The sequence below is a fragment of the Acinetobacter sp. GQ146 genome (assembly GCF_059758585.1).
In genome coordinates, this window is the sequence record NZ_JCAXDV010000005.1 from 120,220 (window position 1) to 141,026 (window position 20,807).

General features: G+C 41.6%; 17 protein-coding genes. 8 read left to right on the top strand and 9 right to left on the bottom strand.

The features are described from left to right. Positions 1–9 precede the first annotated feature (9 nt). Entirely contained in the window at positions 10–906 is an 897-nt protein-coding gene (locus tag AC6CHI_RS10040) for an acetoacetate decarboxylase family protein (protein ID WP_498121066.1), read from the bottom strand. 419 nt (positions 907–1,325) lie between these two features. On the opposite strand from AC6CHI_RS10040, the gene AC6CHI_RS10045 reads away from it, so the two are divergent. From AC6CHI_RS10045 to AC6CHI_RS10055, 3 genes are all read left to right on the top strand, one after another. After that, positions 1,326–2,156 (top strand): alpha/beta fold hydrolase, encoded by an 831-nt coding sequence (locus AC6CHI_RS10045; RefSeq protein ID WP_458892112.1) that lies wholly within the window; start codon positions 1,326–1,328, stop codon positions 2,154–2,156. 147 nt (positions 2,157–2,303) lie between these two features. Continuing rightward, on the top strand, positions 2,304–3,542 hold the full coding sequence (locus AC6CHI_RS10050) for an NADH:flavin oxidoreductase/NADH oxidase family protein (RefSeq protein ID WP_498121068.1): 1,239 nt from the start codon (positions 2,304–2,306) through the stop codon (positions 3,540–3,542). 12 nt (positions 3,543–3,554) lie between these two features. After that, entirely contained in the window at positions 3,555–4,619 is a 1,065-nt protein-coding gene (locus AC6CHI_RS10055; RefSeq protein WP_498121070.1) for a saccharopine dehydrogenase family protein, read from the top strand. A gap of 473 nt (positions 4,620–5,092) precedes the next feature. Here AC6CHI_RS10055 and AC6CHI_RS10060 read toward each other — a convergent pair whose 3' ends face one another. The 4 genes from AC6CHI_RS10060 to AC6CHI_RS10075 form a co-directional block, all read right to left on the bottom strand. After that, on the bottom strand, positions 5,093–6,124 hold the full coding sequence (locus AC6CHI_RS10060) for an acetoacetate decarboxylase (RefSeq protein ID WP_498121239.1): 1,032 nt from the start codon (positions 6,122–6,124) through the stop codon (positions 5,093–5,095). 174 nt (positions 6,125–6,298) lie between these two features. After that, positions 6,299–7,102: a type 1 glutamine amidotransferase domain-containing protein gene (locus AC6CHI_RS10065; protein WP_498121071.1), complete on the bottom strand. Its 804-nt coding sequence runs from the start codon at positions 7,100–7,102 to the stop codon at positions 6,299–6,301. 112 nt (positions 7,103–7,214) lie between these two features. Next, on the bottom strand, positions 7,215–7,631 hold the full coding sequence (locus tag AC6CHI_RS10070) for a MerR family transcriptional regulator (RefSeq protein ID WP_458892116.1): 417 nt from the start codon (positions 7,629–7,631) through the stop codon (positions 7,215–7,217). 168 nt (positions 7,632–7,799) lie between these two features. Then, entirely contained in the window at positions 7,800–8,498 is a 699-nt protein-coding gene (locus AC6CHI_RS10075; RefSeq protein WP_458892117.1) for a DUF1826 domain-containing protein, read from the bottom strand. Between the two features lie 187 nt (positions 8,499–8,685). On the opposite strand from AC6CHI_RS10075, the gene AC6CHI_RS10080 reads away from it, so the two are divergent. Then, positions 8,686–8,799, top strand: coding sequence for a hypothetical protein (locus tag AC6CHI_RS10080; protein WP_458892118.1), 114 nt, complete (start codon positions 8,686–8,688; stop codon positions 8,797–8,799). A 126-nt stretch (positions 8,800–8,925) separates the two neighbouring features. Here AC6CHI_RS10080 and AC6CHI_RS10085 read toward each other — a convergent pair whose 3' ends face one another. The 3 genes from AC6CHI_RS10085 to AC6CHI_RS10095 form a co-directional block, all read right to left on the bottom strand. Continuing rightward, positions 8,926–10,323: an aminotransferase-like domain-containing protein gene (locus tag AC6CHI_RS10085; RefSeq protein ID WP_458892119.1), complete on the bottom strand. Its 1,398-nt coding sequence runs from the start codon at positions 10,321–10,323 to the stop codon at positions 8,926–8,928. A 209-nt stretch (positions 10,324–10,532) separates the two neighbouring features. Next, on the bottom strand, positions 10,533–11,537 hold the full coding sequence (gene cydB, locus AC6CHI_RS10090) for a cytochrome d ubiquinol oxidase subunit II (RefSeq protein ID WP_498121074.1): 1,005 nt from the start codon (positions 11,535–11,537) through the stop codon (positions 10,533–10,535). Then, positions 11,530–12,987: a cytochrome ubiquinol oxidase subunit I gene (locus tag AC6CHI_RS10095; protein ID WP_458892121.1), complete on the bottom strand. Its 1,458-nt coding sequence runs from the start codon at positions 12,985–12,987 to the stop codon at positions 11,530–11,532. The genes cydB and AC6CHI_RS10095 overlap by 8 nt, the downstream gene beginning before the upstream one ends. 292 nt (positions 12,988–13,279) lie before the next feature. Here AC6CHI_RS10095 and AC6CHI_RS10100 point away from each other — a divergent pair, with 292 nt between their 5' ends. Beyond that, positions 13,280–14,098, top strand: coding sequence for a hypothetical protein (locus AC6CHI_RS10100; protein ID WP_498121076.1), 819 nt, complete (start codon positions 13,280–13,282; stop codon positions 14,096–14,098). Between the two features lie 79 nt (positions 14,099–14,177). Here AC6CHI_RS10100 and AC6CHI_RS10105 read toward each other — a convergent pair whose 3' ends face one another. Further along, positions 14,178–17,657, bottom strand: coding sequence for an indolepyruvate ferredoxin oxidoreductase family protein (locus AC6CHI_RS10105; RefSeq protein ID WP_498121078.1), 3,480 nt, complete (start codon positions 17,655–17,657; stop codon positions 14,178–14,180). 200 nt (positions 17,658–17,857) lie between these two features. On the opposite strand from AC6CHI_RS10105, the gene AC6CHI_RS10110 reads away from it, so the two are divergent. From AC6CHI_RS10110 to AC6CHI_RS10120, 3 genes are all read left to right on the top strand, one after another. Continuing rightward, positions 17,858–18,796 (top strand): LysR family transcriptional regulator, encoded by a 939-nt coding sequence (locus tag AC6CHI_RS10110; RefSeq protein WP_498121080.1) that lies wholly within the window; start codon positions 17,858–17,860, stop codon positions 18,794–18,796. Between the two features lie 318 nt (positions 18,797–19,114). After that, positions 19,115–20,446, top strand: a complete 1,332-nt coding sequence (locus tag AC6CHI_RS10115) for a type II toxin-antitoxin system HipA family toxin (RefSeq protein ID WP_498121240.1) — start codon at positions 19,115–19,117, stop codon at positions 20,444–20,446. Next, on the top strand, positions 20,443–20,754 hold the full coding sequence (locus AC6CHI_RS10120; protein ID WP_498121082.1) for a helix-turn-helix domain-containing protein: 312 nt from the start codon (positions 20,443–20,445) through the stop codon (positions 20,752–20,754). The genes AC6CHI_RS10115 and AC6CHI_RS10120 overlap by 4 nt, the downstream gene beginning before the upstream one ends. Positions 20,755–20,807 lie beyond the last annotated feature (53 nt).

Consider the following 20,807-nt stretch of genomic DNA (forward strand, 5'->3'; position numbering starts at 1 on the left):
GACTATAAATTACAAAACTTTGGGTAAATGCAGCACAACCTGAGCATCTTGTACGACATCTAAGCGTAAAATTTTTGATGCGCCAAGCTGATTTAAAAGTTGGCTGACTGGCCCCCCATGACGAACCAATTCTACATTTTGGGGGAATAGCTTTTGCGCGAAAGCCAGCGTATTGGACTGGACGAGTGTTTGATGCCATGTACCATCGACCTGATGCAACATGGTGGCTTCACTCATGCGAGACTCGGAGTTCACATGTTTTAATTTGGGGGTTGGCGTGCTTAAACTTAAATCAGGATTGCCAGATGTATCTTTTAAATCAGCGTAGATCTGTTTGGGATTGATATCTACATTAATTTCGGTTAACCATTTAGGGAGCTGATAACCATATACACCGCGAACCCGAGCAATTTCAGTATCTACAGGCAAAGCCAACACATGCGCATAAAAACGACGCTGACGAATTGAATTCAGCAACTCTAAAGCATTCGGTCCTTTGGCATTCGGTTTACGCACAACAATGGCCACGGAGACTTCGTTATAAGGATCATTATCACAAACCGCATAAGTAAAGAAGGTCACTGCGACCAAACCATATCCCGGAAATGCTTGTAGCGGCTCTAAAGGGGCAGGGAGTTTTTTTCTCAGTTGCTTTAACGGCGCTACCATGAGCACTTGTACATTACTGCTACGATAATAAAAATTTGGTGCCCAGACGGGACCTACGCGAGATTCCACCATGTGCTTTGGAATTTTACGGAAAAAATCAATATTTCCCGCAGCAGGATCTTGAGCGACTTCATCTAGGTTGGGGTTCATTCTAAAGCGATCGTAATAACCACCTTTGGGGACTTTGACTTTCTGTTGGCCAAATTCAACGTCAGTGAACTGTTTTTTTGTCTTCATGTCCGTCAACCTTCACATTGATAAATCACCCAAGAGATTAGCGATGTTGTACTAGCGCTCCTGAGTTGGTTGAATCACTATAAGTTTAAAGTTAACTTTAATGTCAAGTATCAAAATCCAAAATTTTTTAAATAGAGAATGTTTTGGTTAAGAGAATGTAAAGAAAATAAAGGTTTAAATGCCAATTAAAAAATTAAATCCTTTTATTTTCAGTTATCTAGTCTAATTTTTTCAATTTCTGCTGGCATGCTAATTTACATTTTTACCATCTAACGAAGACCAAAAGCATTGACCTTAAAGTGAACTTTAATCTTAGTATAATGGAGCTATTAATAAAGATAGTATTTTAATAACAAACATTAATTAAAACATAGATTACCCCCCCTCTAACGTGTAAATCTTACACAGGAGAAACAAACATGGCATTTGTCACAACGAAAGATGGTGTAGATATTTTCTATAAAGATTGGGGACCTCAAGATGCCCAAGTCCTTTTTTTCCATCATGGATGGCCACTCAGTTCAGATGACTGGGATACTCAACTCTTATTCTTTTTAAATGAAGGTTTTCGCGTTGTCGCACATGATCGTCGTGGACATGGCCGTTCGAGTCAAGTCTGGGACGGTCATGATATGGACCATTATGCGGATGATGTTGCAGCAGTGGTACAGCATTTAGGTCTAAAAAATGTGATTCACATTGGGCACTCAACAGGTGGAGGTGAAGTTGCCCATTATATCGCTCGTCATGGCGAGGAAAATGTCGCTAAAGCCGTATTGGTGAGTGCGGTTCCACCGATAATGGTCAAAACCGAAAATAATCCAGATGGTTTACCTAAAGAAGTTTTTGATGATTTACAAAATCAACTGTTTAAAAATCGTGCTGAATTTTACTATAACGTACCTGCAGGGCCTTTTTATGGCTTCAATCGAGAGGGCATTGAACCCTCTGAACCGATTATTTGGAACTGGTGGCGCCAAGGGATGATGGGTGGAGCCAAAGCGCATTATGATGGCATTGTGGCATTTTCACAGACCGACTTTACTGAAGATCTTAAAAAAATCTCAGTCCCTGTCTTGGTTATGCATGGCGATGATGACCAAGTGGTTCCTTATGAAAATTCGGGTGCTTTAGCTGTAAAACTGGTGCAAAACGGAACGCTGAAAACATATCCAGGTTTTTCTCATGGCATGTTAACCGTCAATGCCGAGGTGATAAACCCTGATTTATTGGCCTTTATTCGATCCTAATCCTGAGTTCACTTTCAAGTAAAAATGAAAAATAGAAGCCTTTGTGCTTCTATTTTTTGCTGTAAATAAAAAATAATAGATAAAACTTATTGACATTAAAGTAAGCTTTAATCTTAAAGTGAACTCATACCCAATGAGGACACAAAAATGAAAGTGTTTGAAAAATTAGTTTTCCCAAATGGCTCAAGTATCCCTAACCGCATTGCTAAAGCAGCAATGGAAGAGAACATGGCGGATTTAAACCATGCGCCATCTGAAGAATTAATGCGTTTGTATCAAGCTTGGGCCGAAGGTGGTGTTGGACTGATCATTACAGGCAATGTAATGGTGGATCGCCGTGCAATGACAGGACCGGGCGGAGTCGTATTGGAAGACGAAAAGCATTTAGACACCTTTAAACGCTGGGCTCAAACGGGTCGTGCTAAAGGTGCTCAAGTTTGGTTGCAGATCAACCATCCTGGTCGCCAAATGCAATCTAACTTGGGGCAGGCAACATGGGCACCTTCAGCAATTCCACTAGATTTAGGCAAAATGTCAGATCGCTTTAATACTCCGATTGAAATGACGCAAGACATGATCAAAGAAGTGATTCAACGTTTTGCCAATACCGCACGTTTAGGTGAAAAAGCGGGTTTTACAGGGGTTGAAATTCATGCTGCACACGGCTATTTATTAAGCCAATTTCTATCTCCCCTGAGCAACAAACGCCAAGACCAATGGGGTGGTTCATTAGAAAACCGAGCGCGGATCTTAATTGAAATTGTTAAAGCCGTCCGTGCTGTGGTTTCAGCTGAATTTACTGTAGCCGTTAAGCTAAATTCAGCTGACTTTCAACGGGGGGGCTTTAGTGCCGAAGATGCTCAGCAAGTGGTCAAAATGTTAAATGAATTGCCTGTGGACTTGGTTGAATTGTCAGGGGGGAGCTATGAAGCACCCGCCATGCAGGGTCAGGCACGCGATGGTCGAACCCTAGCCCGTGAAGCTTATTTCTTAGAGTTTGCCCAAGAAATTCGTAAAGTGGCCAAAATGCCTGTAATGGTGACAGGGGGCATCCGCCGTAAACAAGTTGCTGAACAAGTGATTGAAAGTGGTGTGGATATGGTCGGCATTGCAACTGCATTAGCGATTGATCCAAACTTACCGAATGCTTGGAAACAAGGTCAAAATGTTGCACCAGAGCTCAAGCCAATTACTTGGGAAAATAAAACTTTGGCTTCGCTTGCCAATATGGCGACCGTGAAATTTCAGTTGCGTAAACTCAGTCTTGGCAAAGTACCAAATCCTAAAGTTTCACCGTTATGGGCATTAATCTTACAACAAACGGCCATGGCGCGTCGTACCCGCCAATATAAAAGTCGGATGCGTGACTATGCATTAGCATCATAAAAAAGGTGAGATATGACAGAAAACAACAAGAAATGGATGATATACGGTGCAAATGGCTATACGGGTGAGTTAATCGCCCGTAAAGCTGTGCAGCAAGGTTTAACACCTATATTGGCTGGACGTAATACCACAAAAGTGCATACGCTCGCGCAAGAGCTAGGACTTGAGTTCAAAGCTTTTGCTTTAGATGATCTTGAACAGGTCAGTGAACAACTCAAAGACGTTGCGCTTGTGATGCACTGCGCAGGACCATTTTCCACAACCTCTAAACCAATGATGCTCGCTTGTTTAAAGGCAGGAGCACATTATCTCGACATTACGGGTGAAATTGCAGTATTTGAACTCGCACAATCCTTAAATAGCCAAGCGCAACACGCCAATATGGTACTTTGTCCGGGTGTGGGTTTTGATGTCATCCCTACAGATTGCGTCGCAGCAACACTTAAACAAGCCATGCCTGATGCAACACATTTAGCATTAGGATTTGACTCAAAGTCAGGTTTTTCACCGGGGACAGCAAAAACCAGTACCGAGGGAATGGCTGAAGGTGGAAAAATCCGCAAGAATGCGAAGATTACTAAGGTTGCATTAGCCCATCATGTACGCAAGATCAACTTTGGCGATGGTGAAAAAACGGCAATGAGTATCCCTTGGGGAGACGTTTCAACTGCATTCTATACCACGGGTATTCCGAATATTGAGGTCTTTGTTCCAGCAACGCCTAAAATGATTGTTGTGGCAAAAATGTTGAACTATATCCGTCCATTGTTAAAGCTTAAATTTATACAGCATATGATTAAAGCAAGGATTAGCACCTCCGTGGTAGGACCGGATGAGTCCGTCCGTGCCACACTCCCAACGTATGTCTGGGGTGAAGTCAGAAATGCCCAAGGACACACGAAAACAGCGAGAATACAAACGGACAATACCTACAGTTTAACGATCAGTGGTTCGCTTATGGTCATTCAGTATTTACTGAAAAATACCGTTCAGGGCGGGGCATATACACCTGCGAAATTGATGGGTGCTGATTTGGTTACGAAAATTCCGGGTTCAGGCTCATTAACAATTTCGTAAAGATTAAGATGACTAATTAAAAGCCAACGTTTGATGTTCAGTCGTTGGCTTTTTTATAAATTATGCTGCTTATAATTTATAGCCAATCTCAAATGAAAATCAGGTTAAATTTCTACAACCCTGCTCATCTAGCACACATCCAGAGAGAATCACCGCAAAATGATGTCATGCCTTGAATGTATAATAGGCCTCCCTTTTTAAGGATGCACTGAAATGATCGTAGTGTAAGGGAGGGCTGCTAAAACAGAGGATGAAGTTATGGTTTTATTTTACTGGCATTATTTTTTCATAAAAAATTTAGATTGGTATTGTCTATTCAAACTTGAAACAGAGCATAAAATAAGATTAAAACAGACCCATCCAACATAATATTCAATCTTAAAACTATAATTTTTATAGACCTATCAAAATACCGATTTAAGGCAATAAAAAATAGCCCCTTTAAATAAAGAGGCTATAGTGTTTGAGCGAGATTAGTTTTTCTTAGCTACTTTAACCTTATCTAAAGAGGTATAGGGAACTGGCATATTCAGTGCTAGTTGTGCATCTTTAACCACATCGAAACGTAAAATTTTGGCTGCACCAAGCTCATCCAGCAATTGACTCAAAGGACCGCCATTTCTGGTCAGTTCAACATGCTTCGGAAATAACGTTTGTCCATATGTCAGTGTGTTGGATTCGACAGAGGTACTGTGCCATTTACCATCAACAAGTTGATACATGGTTTTCGTCTCAATCCGTGACTGAGGTTGGACTGTTTTCAGCTTTGGCAATGCTGCTGTCAGGCTGAGGTCAGGTGTTCCATTTGTATTGAAAATTTGCGCTTGAACCTGCTTTTCACCGATGTTGAGATCAATTGTAGTCAACCATTTGGGTAATTGATAACCATACACGCCACGCACACGAGCGATTTCGGTATCTACAGGTAATGCCAGTACATGACCATAATACTGATGCGTGCGCATCGAGTTGAGTAATTCAGCGCTATTAAAATGATGTGCACCTGGTTGACGTACAACAACCGCAACAGAGACTTCATCATAAGGGTCTACATCGCCGACAGCATAGGCAAAGAAGGTGAGAGAAACCAAACCGTACCCCGGAAAAGCTTGTAAAGGCTCGAGTGGCGCAGGTAGTTTGGCTTTTAATTTAGCAATAGGCGCTAACATTAAGACTTGCACATTACTGGTACGATAATAAAAATTTGGCGACCAGACCTTACCCACGCGTGTATCGACCAGCTGTTTAGGAATTGTACGGAAGTAATCAATATTTCCCGCAGCCGGGTCTTTGGCTACTTCATCTAGATCGGGATTCATACGGAATCGATCATAATAGCCGCCTTTAGGCACTTGAACCTTATACGGTCCAAATTCAACCGTGGTCGTTTGCTTGGCATTTTCCATCGCACCAAGATGAGCCTCCTCGGCTTGAGCTGATAAGCTAATCAACAAGCCGATGGAGATCGCGGATGCCGTACGGCGTAAATTAAGATTGTTGAACATCATCATGTTCCTCCTATTAACCTTAATCAAATGCTAAGATTAAAGTAAGCTTTAAGGTCAAGTGTTTTTTGAGGAGGAAATGAAATAAGATGAATAGAATAAAGAAAGATTGAAATCAGACAGATAATAAAAAGGTCAGACATATAAATCTGACCTAGATGAAGACAATGAGCTTTAATTGATGCTGTTTAAGCGTGCCACAACGGCTTGTGCAATTTCTTTGCTGGACTGAGGGTTTTGACCAGTAATAATTCGATCATCCGAAACCACATACGAGGTAAACGGTAAAAATGCACGTTGATATTTAGCACCGCGTGCAATTAAGCCATCTTGAAGTGAAAAAGGGACTTGCGACTTGACTCCAGATAAGGTCTCTTCAATGTTGGCAAACCCTGTCACCGTTCTGCCAGCAATTAAAGATTGACCATGAGCATCTTGCAAAGCTAATAATCCGCCCACACCATGACAGACAGCAGATACCACGCCTCCTTGCTGATAGATTTTTTCACTAATATGCTTTAACGCAAGGTTATTGGGGAAATCCCACATGGTGCCATGCCCACCCGTGTAATAAATCGCTTTATAGTCGGATGGTTCAATTGCAGTTGCTGCGAGTGTGGTTTTTAAGCGCAGAATAAATTGAGAATCGGCTAAATGCGCTTTTGCAGATTGATCCATATACACAGGTTTCAAACTACGCTCATCGAGAGGAATAGCACCCCCTTGAGGACTGACAAAATCCATTTCATAACCGGCCGATTGTGCAACATCATAAAAATGCGTCAATTCAGTCAGCCATAAACCCGTGGTATCTGTTCGCGTTGGGTAGGCTGAGTGATTGGTCATCACCACCAGAATTTTGCCGAGAGATTGACGATGTCCGACTTGAGCAGTCTCGGCAGCACGAACTGAGTTGCTTATAACGAATAGCATTAAAACCGAGATTAACCACGTTTGAATATTCCCACTTTTAAACATGACAGGCTCCTCTATATCACCTGTGGCCTATGCTATGCTTAAAGTCCACTTTAAGGTCAATCAGTTTTTGTTGGGAAAATTAAAACTTGGATAGGGCTAAATTCGAGAAAAATCATGAATTCTTTTCATTTTCATAATAGAGATTTAATAAGCGTTGGGCATTTTCTTCACAGGTGATTTCATCAGGTTTTTTATTGATGGCATCAATCATGGTGCGCAAGTTTTGTTTGCTCATCGCTAATTTTTGCTCAAGATCCTCAATATCCTTAATTTTGCTTTCAAGAATATTAATCAGCACATCGTGATTCCAAGTTGAGACATTGGAAGGTAAAAAAGCTTTAATCTCAGCCAAGGAAAAACCAACTTGTTGTGCCTGTTGAATTAAAAAAAGCTGTTTGAGATCATTTTCACTATATTCTCTATAGCCATTTGACTTGCGTTTTGCTTTAGGCAGTAGCTTAATCTGTTCATAATAACGAATGGTCGGGGTACTCAACCCACTTTGTTTGGATAATTCGCTAATGTTCATTTGACTCAATTCCGCTCGACATTCAAGCTAACTTTAGGCTTGTGCTAAATAAAAAGCAAGATGCTTTTGCTTCGAGTGTAATTGCGATGACTCCTCCAACTTGAGTAATACTAAGCAACTGAGTCGGAGAAAAACACTTCTGATTAATTCAAAATCTCAAATAAACATTTAACAAATCAGTAGGAGTCTATACTCACCCTCTTGCTCTATGGGCGCGCGATGCACACAAGGTAAAACCTGTTGCGTGGGATGATCTACTGCCAAGCGCCAAAGATGACCTTTGCCTAAATTCACAGGGGTGGCTTCGGCTTTAGCCTGATAGTGCAAATCAAAGAAATATTCTTCCAAAAAAGTTTCAAATTCTGCTTCGGGACCATCATGCAACTCTTTGAGTTTCTCTCGGATTGCTGGGATCAAAATCTTTTGCTGAACCTGATCATTCGGCAGAATCTCACTGGCAGAACCATGATAGGTACAGAGAAATGTATCCGTTTCAATCGGTGAGCGATCAACGTGATAGGAATACACATCGGTAGAAATGAAATCGAGTTCGTCATCGCGCTCATAGCATTTCAGTAGATTTAGACAGGGGGATGCGCCAAAATCAGTTAATAACTGGATGTCACTTAAAATAATTGCTCGTGCTTGATGACCTGCTTCTGAGAGTTGCAGGGCCAAAAGATCGTCAACCGACACTTCGGTAATATTTTCTTTTAACTGAAGTTTAGCCACAATTTCTCGAAAATCACCCGCCAAATTTCTATACCAGCAAATCGCATTCATTTCGCCGTGAAAATTCGAATTTACGAGTTCAGAAAAAGTAGAGACCACGCTAATTTGAGCGTTGTCATTAAAAGCATGGGGCATATTTGATTTAAAGCAATAAGGCACGATGCTTAATTATATACGCTGAGCATGCAGATGGCGAAATCTAGCAGATGCCTTTGACGTTAAGTAATTCACTGCTGTTATATTTTTCCTTGAAAAACTGTACCTACACTTCCCAGATCTGACGCTTAAAATATTCATTCAAGATCAGTGATGGGACGTAGTGATGGATTTTTTATTTAAAAAAAATAAGGCATGGTTTGTATTCTTTATCATCACGGCCTATTCATTTCTAGGGTTTTTCATTGGTTTTATCATCTGGGAATATGTTTTACAGTGAAAATTAATATCAATAAAACAATAAACTACAACCCACAAAGTGCATTTTGATTGGATGTTGTGTTATGCAAAACATGCGGGCTTAAATTTGCCAGACATAGAGCTATCGCGATGATCAATATCGCTACTACATTTCCGCAATTTGTTTAATTAAGAGATCCAAAGCTTGAGTGATATTTTCATTCATTTCAAAGGAACAATTAATGCGAATGTGGTTCTGCTTTTTATTCTTACGATAAAACAGCATGCTTGGAGCAATACCAATCCCATTCTGAATCATTTTTTCATAAATGTGACTGCTGTCTATATGTTCAGGCAGTGTCACCCAAAGAAAATAGCCAGAAGGATAATAATGCACGCTACAATTTTCGGGTAAGTGATGGCTGAGATATTGATGATATTGATTTTTAAGTCGTTTTAAGGTGGTACGCAGATCCTTTAAATGTTTTTCATAATGACGGTGTGAAAGATAGTCCACCAGTGCATTTTGAATAAAGGAGTTGACCGAGATGGTGCTCATCAATTGCAAATGCTGAACATGTTCGGAAAATTTCCCCGCATAGACCCAACCGACACGAAAACCTGCTCCCAATGTTTTGGAAAATGAAGAACAATGCAGCACTAAATTGTGCTGGTCATAATATTTCATCGACAGCGGCTTTTTTTGATCATAATAAAGCTCTTCGTAAACATCATCTTCAATCAAATAAATGTCATGCTGATGCAGCAGTTTTGCCAGCTCAAATTTAATTTCATCACTGACGGTAAAACCAATTGGATTATGGCTGTTCAGCATCAGTAAACAGACTTTGATGGGATAGCTGCTAATGGCTTTTTTAAAGGCTTCCAGATCTAATCCATGTTCAGGATGTTCTGGAATAGTAATGACTTTTAAACCCAGATTTTCCGCAGCTTGCCATGCACCATAAAACACCGTTTCTTGCAGGAGAATGTAATCACCGGCTTGAGTCATGGCTCTTAAAGACAGATTTAATGCGTCCAGACCACCTGACGTAATCACAATATCCGAAGGATCCGTCGGAATGCCTTGCATGCAGTAGCGTTGCGCAATCAGTTTTCTTAGCTCGTAGTTGCCTGGGGGTAAGCTGGGCATCTGCTCATAACCCACGCGGTATTTGGCCTGTTGCGCCAAAGTCTGCATCAGTTTTGCTGAATAAAGCAGCTGGCTATTCGGGAAAGCACTCCCCAAAGGGATAATTTTTTCCGATTGAATCGATTTTAAATATCTAAAAACAATGGAGTTAATTTCGATTTTGTCATTCACAATGACTTTTTTTGCAAGCGCCATTTGCACAGGATTTTCGGCAATGAAGTAGCCTAATTTTTCTTTAGAATAAATTAGTCCTTGTGCCTCCAACTCCTGATAGGCATTCATTACCGTCATTAAGCTAAACCCTGAAATCTCAACTTGCTGTCTTAAAGAGGGAAGTTTCTCATGGGCTTTCCACGTCCCAGTTTCAATTAAATGCTTAAGACTTAAGGCCAGTTGTTCTGATTTATACATACAGTGTCATGCTCATAGGGGAAAGGGATAGCAGCCATTGCACTGCTATCCAAATTTTTATTAAGTCCGTTTTTAATAGGCTAGACGCAGTAGCAGTCTAAAAAAACCAGCAATTAAGCCAAGGGTCAGAAAACCAAAACACCATAATAATATGAACCATGCAGTGGGGCTCAAACGATTGTGTATTTTTTTCATCAGGGTCACCTTGCTTAATGATAGCCTTCATCACCAATACGGACTTTGTCACGGAATACCCAGTAAGATAAAAAGGTATAAGTCAGAATAATTGGAATCAAAATGACAGCACCAACCAAGGCAAATTTCATACTCGATTCAGGTGCTGCTGCTTGCCAGATGGAAACCGTCGGTGGAATGATGTTGGGCCATAAACTAATTACAAACCCTGTAAAGGCCAGAAAGACCAGACCGAGCGTCAAGACAAAGGGTTGCACATCTTTGCGCTGCGTACATGCTTTTAAGATGAATCCCGAACAGACCAGAACCAAAACAGGCACAGGGCTGAAATAAAATAGATTCGGCAAGCTAAACCAGCGCTCTGCAATGTCAGGATGACTAATCGGGGTATAGATACTGACTGCGCCAAATACCATCAACAAGATGATGATCAGCTTAGGCATGAGTGTATACATCTTCGCTTGTAAATCCGCTTCGGTTTTCATGATGAGCCATGCACAACCTAAGGCGCTATACATGATGACGACCCCTAAGCCCACAAACAAAGAGAATGGGGTCAACCAGTCCAGTGCCGCACCACTGTAAATGCCGTTGCGGGTTTCAATCCCTTGAATATACGCGCCGAGAATCACGCCTTGGAAAAAGCTGGCAAAGAAAGAACCCCATATAAATGCTTGATCCCATAAGGGCTTACTGCGATTGGCTTTAAAACGGAATTCGAAAGCCACGCCGCGGAAAATTAAAGCCACCACCATAAAAATGATGGGTAAATACAAGGCGGATAAGACAGTGGAATACACCAAAGGAAAAGCGGCAAACAACCCCGCGCCACCTAAGACCATCCAGGTTTCGTTACCATCCCACACAGGAGCAACCGTATTCATCATGACATCTCGTTCTTGTTTGCCTTGAATGAACGGAAACAAGATACCAATACCCAGATCAAAACCATCCATGACCACGTAAATTAATACGCCCAAGCCAATAATACCGACCCAGACTAATGCAAGATCAATCATGATGCTGCTCCTTATTGTCAGGTGTATGCTTTGCCGAACCCTCTATGCTCTCATCCACAGCACTTAATAGCCGCATTGGGGTTTTAAAGTGGCCTGGACCTGCAAGCTGCGAATCTACACTGTCGATATGCACGGGACCTGCCTTGATTAATTTCAGCATGTAGTAGATGCCAGTACCAAAAACTACGGTATAGACCAGTACAAAAATAATCAGGCTCAGACCGACTTGTTCCGCTGTGACGGTATGCGATAAGCCATGCTGCGTACGGATCACGCCGTAGACCACCCAAGGCTGTCGTCCAACTTCCGTAGTTACCCAACCTGCAAGCAGAGCAATGTAACCGGTCGGCCCCATAAGGACTGCAAACTGATGAAAACGACGGCTCTCATATAAACGGTTTTGTTTACGTAGCCATAACCCAGTCAGCGACATCAACACCATCAGCATGCCGAGTCCCACCATGACGCGGAAACTCCAGAACACAATGGGCACAGGTGGTCGATCTTCTGGGGCGAAGTCTTTTAATCCCGTGACTTTTCCCTCCATGGAGTGGGTTAAAATGAGACTGCCTAAATTGGGAATGCCAACTTCTAAGTTATTCCGTTCATTCTCCATATCGGGTAAAGCAAATAACAGTAACGGCATGCCATGGTCATGATTGGTTTCCCAGTGACCTTCAATGGCAGCCAATTTGGTGGGTTGATGTTCTAGAGTATTTAGACCATGCTGATCGCCAATCACGACCTGTAAACAGGACGTTACGAGCACCATCCAAAGTCCCATAGAGAAAGACTTTTTGACCAACGCATCTCGACGACCTTTGAATAAATGCCAAGCGGCAGTTCCGACCACCAATAAAGAAGAAACAAGAAAAGCAGCGGTTGCCATATGGGCAAAGCGATAGGGAAAGGAGGGGTTAAACACAATCGCCAGCCAGTCTGACGGCACAATAATGCCATTTTCTACCGCAAAGCCTTGCGGAGTTTGCATCCAACTGTTGGAGGATAAAATCCAGAACATGGAAATACAGGTGCCAATCGCAACCATCAAGGTGGCAAAAAAATGTGCTTTAGGACCGACACGTCCCCAACCGAACAGCATAATGCCGAGAAATCCAGCTTCGAGGAAAAATGCCGTTAATACCTCATAAGCCAATAGTGGACCTGTAACAGAACCTGCAATACGGGAAAATTCACTCCAGTTGGTGCCGAACTGATAGGACATGACAATGCCAGATACAACGCCCATGGCAAAAGCGACTGCAAAAATTTTAATCCAGTATTTAAATAGATCTTTATAAATCGGGTTTTGCGTGCGTAACCATTTCCATTCGAGCAAAGCTAAAAAGCAGGCTAAGCCAATTGAAGTGGCAGGAAAGATAATGTGAAATGAAACAGTAAAAGCAAATTGAATTCGAGCGAGTTCAAGTGCGGTTAAACCGAGGTTCATAGGACCTCCCATTTCAGACATAGATTTCTGAGATTTTTGGAACCAACACGCTTTATTTCAGTGTTATAGAAAATTATAGATCGTTTCATCAAAACTACCTACTTTGAATAATTATCAAGATTTTGCAGGACAAAATATTCAAGATGTAGGTACAGGAATACCCCCTAAAAAATATAACAGAGATCGTCAATAATAATACGCTGTTATATTCATTCAGCCCGATTCTGTAGCTACTGCTGATTCGCAAAAGCATTAAAAATGAGGGATATGAATACATACAGGGCGTGCTGAAATGTTTGTTACAGAGAGTCTGAATCGAATTCCGGAAATTATTGAACAGGGAATGTCTGAAAAGCTAAAAATGAAGCTAATACAGAAGTTTGTCAATTTAGAAGCAACACTATTACGGTCTAAAGTATTACGTGAACTTTCTCAGGCGAAAGCCAATTATATTGTGCAGTCGGCCATTCAGCCTGAGCAGTCAAGTTTGGCTTACTTGTTTGCCCCTTTTATTTTTGGGAATTTAAATCAAACCACGCTCTATCATAGTCAAGCCACCACACCTGTACTGAATCTATTGAACCGCTACTATCAGGCGGAAAACAAGGTGCATATAAAAATAGATGAGGTGTTACAAGCCCTGAATATTTATTTAGACCTGCATGATACGGATTTAGACGAGGTTGAATTTCTCTATTACGCCTTACTGAATGCTTTGTGCAGAGCAGATGTGACCCAGATTTATTTAATTACTCACTTAAAGCTTGATGCCCAAAAATTAGCGGAGGTTGAACAGTTTTTTAAAATCAAAATTTATTGGATTCGGACGGATCCGTGGGACAAAATCCAGGAGAGTACGGAATTAAATATGCGTCAGTTGTTATTTAAACATAAAGATCAAAACTATATGGAACTGTGTGAGAAATTTTCAATATTAAATGCAGAGTTGCTCTCTGTGAGTGGTCGTTATAACCAGATTCAAGCTAAGCAACTGGTGGAAGATATGTTTTATGCGGAACATATTTATGAAAAATTATCGGTCTATGCCGAGTATATTCAGACTTGTTTACAACTTCACACATCCCGAAATCATGCATCTTTTTCAGCTTAAGCTTTACTAAAAAAAAAGAGCCATACAGCTTATGGCTCTTTTTTATAAACGATCTACCTTATTCAATGATCCGTTCGCTTTATTGCGGTTCTTTACGCAGACTCAATGAAAGTTCATCCCAGCGTTGGATTGCTGTTTCCATTGCTTGCATTTTAATATGACCAAAGCCACGTACCTCGGCGGGTAATTGAGCAATTTGCTCAGCTACAGACAAGTCATAGCTTTCAGGAGCTGAACTAATGTCTTTCACAAAGGCGATATAGCGATCACGCCAAGCCTGTTCTTTTTGACGTTCTTGCTGTAAAGCAAAGGGATCAAGGAAAGTTTCTCTGAGCCACTGTAGACGAGCAAGAATCATCATCGGGAAACGCATCCAATAACCGAAAGCACGTTTGCGGGTGGTGGCATGAGTCCCCAAAGCTGGCGGTGCAAGGTGATAGGTTAAACGTAGACCTTGACCAAATTGCGTTTCAATCGATTGTTTAAAGCTTTTTCCGGTAAGTAAACGCGCAACTTCGTACTCATCTTTATACGCCATGACTCGATAGAGCTGGGTCGCAATGGTTCCCGTTAATTCTTCTGGCAACACTTTGGCAGCTTGTTCCACCAGTGTGCGGTACTGTGTTGCGTAGTCTTGATTCCAATACTCAACAAGACGCGCAGAACGGTCATCAACCAGTTCGGTCAAGGTGCTTGGTTTATGCGTTGCTGGTATGCTTGCAATAATGCGTTTGGCTAAGTCTGGCTCACTGATTAGATGACAACCGATACGGAACGCTTCAAGGTTTTGTTCGGCCGCCGTGCCATTGAGTTGGATTGCTTGTTCAATACTTTCCCGCTTCAACGGAATTTGACCGGCTTGCCAAGCCATGCCAAGCAAGATTTGATTAGCAAAGATTGCATCACCCAGCACTTGAGTCGCAATACGTGTTGCAGGTAAAGCGATGAGTTTTCCTTGTGTGGTTCGACCACGGAGTCGATGAATCAAATCTGTAATTGGCGCATACCAATCACGAGACTCAAGGAAATTTGAAGTAGGTGAACTATCTTCATTGACGAGCACCACAGCATTTGCTTTTAAACGAGAGAGTGCTGCTTTACTGCCTGCGACAATCGCATCTGCACCGATTAAAACATCACATTGCCCTGCAGGGATTTTGGTGGAGGAGATTTGATCATCTTCAGTTGCAAGTTGTATGTAGGAGTAAACGGTACCGCCTTTTTGAGCAAGTCCGGCCATATCCATAATGCGTGCTGCTTTACCTTCCAAATGTGCAGCCATCCCCAGTAGAGCACCTGATGTCACCACACCTGTACCTCCTATACCACCGACCATGATACGCATTGGATCTTGCGCAAGTTCAGGAATAACAGGTTTTTCAGGCCAGCCAGCAGGTATCCCTTCGAATATGTCTGGGCGTTTCGTATCACGGGTATGTACGGTCACAAAACTCGGACAGAACCCATTGATACAGGAGAAGTCTTTGTTACAGCTGCTTTGATTGATTTGACGTTTAGTGCCTAACGCTGTTTCAACAGGTTCAATCGATAAACAGTTCGATTGTTTAGAACAGTCACCACAACCTTCACAAATTTCACTGTTAATAAAAACGCGCTCGGCAATATCGGGATAAGCATTGCGTTTACGACGACGACGTTTTTCACTGGCACAGGTTTGAACATAAATGAGCGCCGTAACGCCAGAAATCTCACGTAGTTTGCGTTGAACCTCATCGAGTTCGTTTCTGTGGTAAATCTCGACGTGAGGTGCAATGCCTTCTTCTGCATGAATTAACTCTGGTTCATCCGTAACAATCACTTGTTTGGTGATGCCTTCTGCATCGAGTTGTCGGGTTAACTGTGCCACGCTGAGATGGCCATCGACATGCTGACCACCCGTCATTGCAACAGCATCATTATAGAGAATTTTGTAGGTGATATTGAGTTTTGCCGCGATCGCTTGGCGGATTGCAAGATAACCTGAATGGAAATAAGTTCCATCGCCTATATTGGCAAAAATATGCTTTTCATTGGTAAAGTGAGAGGCACCGGCCCAACTCACACCTTCGCCGCCCATATGCGAGAACGTTTCTGTTCCATGATTTTGTAACACGGCAATATAATGACAACCAATCCCGCCCAGTGCGCGACTGCCTTCGGGTAATTTTGTGGATGCGTTGTGAGGGCAACCACTACAAAAGAAAGGTTTGCGTTCGGCAATATCCAGCACACGTGCTGATTCTTGCTCTGCTTTTTGTAATAGCTCAACGCGACTTTGAATTTGCGTTTTTAAAGTTTCTGGAATATCCAATTTTAAGAAGCGAGCGGCCAACATTTTGGCAATCGGTTCAGGTTGGTACTCAAAGTAACCAATCAAAGGGGCTTCCTCAATCGAGGTACTCCATTCACCTTTTCCATCACAGGCTTTACCGATCACACGCGGGCGTTTGCCATCTGGCAGTGCATACAACTCATCTTTAATTTGTGCTTCTATGATCGGACGTTTTTCTTCTACAACAATCAGTTCTTCTAAACCTTCAGCAAATTCACGCAGACCTTGTGGCTCCAAAGGCCAAATTAAAGCAACTTGGTACACACGTAGACCAAGCTGTTGGGCGGTTTCGCCTTCAATGCCCAGAATCCGCAAAGCCTCAATGGTATCTAAATAGCCTTTACCACTGGCGGCAATACCAATACGCGCATCTGGACAAGGCCATGTGACCTGATTCAGTTCATTTTCACGAGCATAAGCCAATACTGCGGGTATGCGATATTTATATAAACGTTCTTCTTGTTGAATACCGTGATCTGGCCAACGAATGTTGACACCATCTTCAGGCATTTGAATATTTTGAGGTAAAACAGGTGTGACACGATCTGAATCTACATGCACAGAAGCAGAAGTTTCGACAATTTCACTGACCAACTTCATTGATGTCCATACGCCAGCAAAGCGGGACATTGCGACAGCATGCACACCTAAATCTAGAAGTTGTTGGATTGAGCTCGGGTAAAAAATGGGAATACCGCAACCGATCATCACGTGTTCTGACTGGTGTGGAATACTCGAAGATTTACAAGAATGGTCATCTCCAAAGAAAGCCACCACACCACCCAGTTCTGAGGTGCCCGCAAGATTGGCATGACGCAGAACATCTCCAGAACGATCTACACCAGGGCCTTTGCCATACCACCAAGAGGTCACACCATCATATTTACCTTGACCAGCGAGATTGGCTTGTTGAGTCCCCCAAATTGCAGTAGCAGCGAGATCTTCATTTACGCCAGGTTGAAAAACCACATGATGGTCTTTAAGTATGCCTTCAACTTGCCAGAGATAATTATCATAATTTCCGACAGGGGAACCACGATAACCAGAAATAAAACCAGCAGTATGATAACCGTTTAAAGTATCCCGCCGTGTTTGCGCAAGGGGTAAGCGCACCATGGCCTGAATACCTGTCATGTAAGCAGTACCGTGATCACTGAGATATTTATCTTCGAGTGATACATCCTTGGTTGGAATTTTAATTGGAGTAAATTTTGTCGCTATATTCATTTATGTCTCCTTAGAATCTTGTAGTTCGAGCTACTTTCTTTTTCAACATCCTGTTGAATATTTGGAGTAAATGACATACTCAGAAAAGGTTGATCAGTTCATTTCAGACACTAGAACTGCTCAATGTATGTACATTAATGTCATTGTGATTGATCCAGACTGGTGCAACAATGCGTAATTAAGCAAAAGATATTTACGTTATGCGCAAAAATCTTGATGGTGGATTACTTCATGCGATGCATGCTTTTCTCAAAGTCATTGATAGTGGAAGCTTTACTGCTGCGGCAGAGCAGATGGAATTGACAACAGCGCAAGTATCGCGACTCGTTAGCGAGTTAGAAGAGCGTTTAGGAACAAAATTACTACAACGAACGACAAGACAGCACGCACTGACCGATATTGGTGCAACTTATGCAGAGCAATGTCGCCACGTGCTCGCCATGGTCGATGAAGCTGAAACTCAAGCCATGGGCAGGGCAACCAAACCGCAGGGAAAGTTACGTGTTTTGAGTATGGCAAGTTTTGGGCATCATTATGTGTCGCCAATGATGGCCGATTTCTGTCAAACCTATCCAGAGTTGACTGTTGAATACCGAACTTCTCAGAATGTCCCTGACCTTTTAGGTAAAGGAATTGACGTTAGTTTATATCTTGCGGAATCTTTGGCTGACTCTCGATTTGTAGCCCGTCAGATTGGGACAATTTTTTCGGTACTTTGTGCATCACCAACGTATTTAGAAAAATATGGCGAACCAAAATCATTGGATGATTTACAAAAACATGCATGTTTAAGATTGGTGAACCCCTCAATAACACCGCAATGGCATTTGGTGAGTGAAAATAGCTGTTCCAATCAAATTGATATAACAGGACCATTAATTGCAGATTCACCAGAACTCTTGCTGGATATGGTTCAGCAAGACATGGGCATTGCCTTGCTTCCAACTTTTACAGTGATTGAGGCTATTCGTACTGGACGATTACGCCGTATTTTAACGGATTGGAGATCGCCTGATATAGGGGTGTATACCTTATTACCTTCACGTCATTTTATTGATGCTAAAACCAGAGCATGGCTAACGTGGGTTGAACAGCATATTTCACCTAAAATTGAGAGTGATACGGCGTATTTCTTATAATGCTAATTTGTAATTCAGGTTATGAAAGAAAACCATTCAATAGGAAAATAGATTTTTTACGCACTTAGCCTTTTCGAATATTCATAACATATAACTTAAGAGGCGCGGCAACATGAATATAATTATGTGGACTTATTATTTGGAGCTGTAGAAGCGACGTCGTTACACAGGGGGTATGACCAAATCAAGTTTCCTCTCAAGTCCCTAATTGAGAAAATATTTGCTCAATTAATTTAAAAAACTTCATTAATGTGCAAATATATACTCATTTTTTGAATTTCATGATATTTTTGAGTAAATATTTGCTCATTTATGTCTATGGAAACTTTAACGATTCAGGCGCTTCTTGATACAGAATGGTTAGATATAGCAGAACTCAAGATATTGGAACCACATAAAGGGTCTGCAAGTGCGAGTGAGTTAGCCTACGAATTAGAATACGCAATCTCTTATCTAGATAAGAGAGATGAACATGCATGCAGCTTGGCGCTCCCTGTTCAAATTCTCATTCAACATGAATCGAAAGTCTGGTTTAGCTTTTTAGATGATATTGTTCCATCTGGTGCTGCTCGACGTTATTTAGTTCAATATCTCGGTCTACAAAAACTTTCACCTGCAGAGCAGGATTTTACTTTATTAGAAAAAGGCACAATTGCTCCTGTAGGGAATCTCAGAATTAAGGAATCGGTTCCACCGATCAATCCAAAATCAACACTACACTTGCGCAAGTTCACTACCAATGATGTTACGGAACGTAATGTTGATTTTCTCGAATACGCACAACAAATGGGTGCAATTAGTGGCGGTGCAACGGGGGCAGGTGGTGAGGCTCCTAAACTACTGATTAGAGTGTCAGAGGATCAGCAAGTTTGGATTGATACCTATCAAAATTCTTTTGATGAACCAGATCAGTATTATCTCGTTAAATTCCCTCGGAATAATCGTAGTGCAATAGATTGCGACATTTTAAGAGCAGAATATCATTTTTATCATGTCCTTCATGAGCTTGGATTTACAACAATTGAAACTTCTCAAATGAGGCTCATTGAAGGTCAGAAATATCCATCATTATGGCTACCAAGATTTGATACGGAGTGGCGCAATCAACAATGGCAGCGACTCGGGCTTGAGTCTGTTTATTCAGTATTGAATAAAACATCGGGGAGTCATTTAAATCATTTTGAAGTCATAGATGCACTTTGTAGCTTATTAAAGTCTGTGGATAAACACTTTGATTCTTCGCAGTTCGTTTGTGAGTGGTTAGAAAGAGATTTACTGAATATCATTTTTGGTAATTCAGATAATCATGGTCGAAATACGTCATTCTTAAAAAAATCAGGAAGTATTTTTCTTGCACCTATTTACGATTTCGCCCCAATGAAAGCCGATCCGGAGGTTGTAACAAGATCAACAACATGGGGAAGCCCGTATGAAGAAGGAGGGGAATACCGCTGGAAAGAGATTACCCAAAATCTTGCACATTGGTGTGAACCACACATCTCTTTAAATACCTTAAAAATATTGGCTAACAAACTTATTGGACTTAAACAGCAATTAATCAACAGAGGTGTTCCACAAACAATTATAGAAATGCCAGGCTTAGGATACGATTTCATTGAAGCCAAATTGAGTCGATGGGAACTATTATGAAAAATAAAAATCAGCCACTTGACCGTCAACAATTGCTTATTGATTTATATACGCAATATTTACTCGGTGAAATTACTTTGGGGCAACTGTTGAGCTACTTGCGCAAAAACGTACTTGGGCTATCACAAGAAAAATATGCAGCAATGGTTGGAATCAGTCGGCGTACTTTAACTGATATTGAACAAGACAAAGGGCAACTGACTCAGGTTGTATTGGACAAGGTGTTTAAACCGCTTGGATTAAAAGCTGGCCTTGTACCGACACATGAGCATATCGTTCGAAAGATAATTCAGCCTACTAAAGATTAAAAACTTTTGTTGAATGGTTTAAAACAATGGTCATTTGAATAGTGAATAGCCAC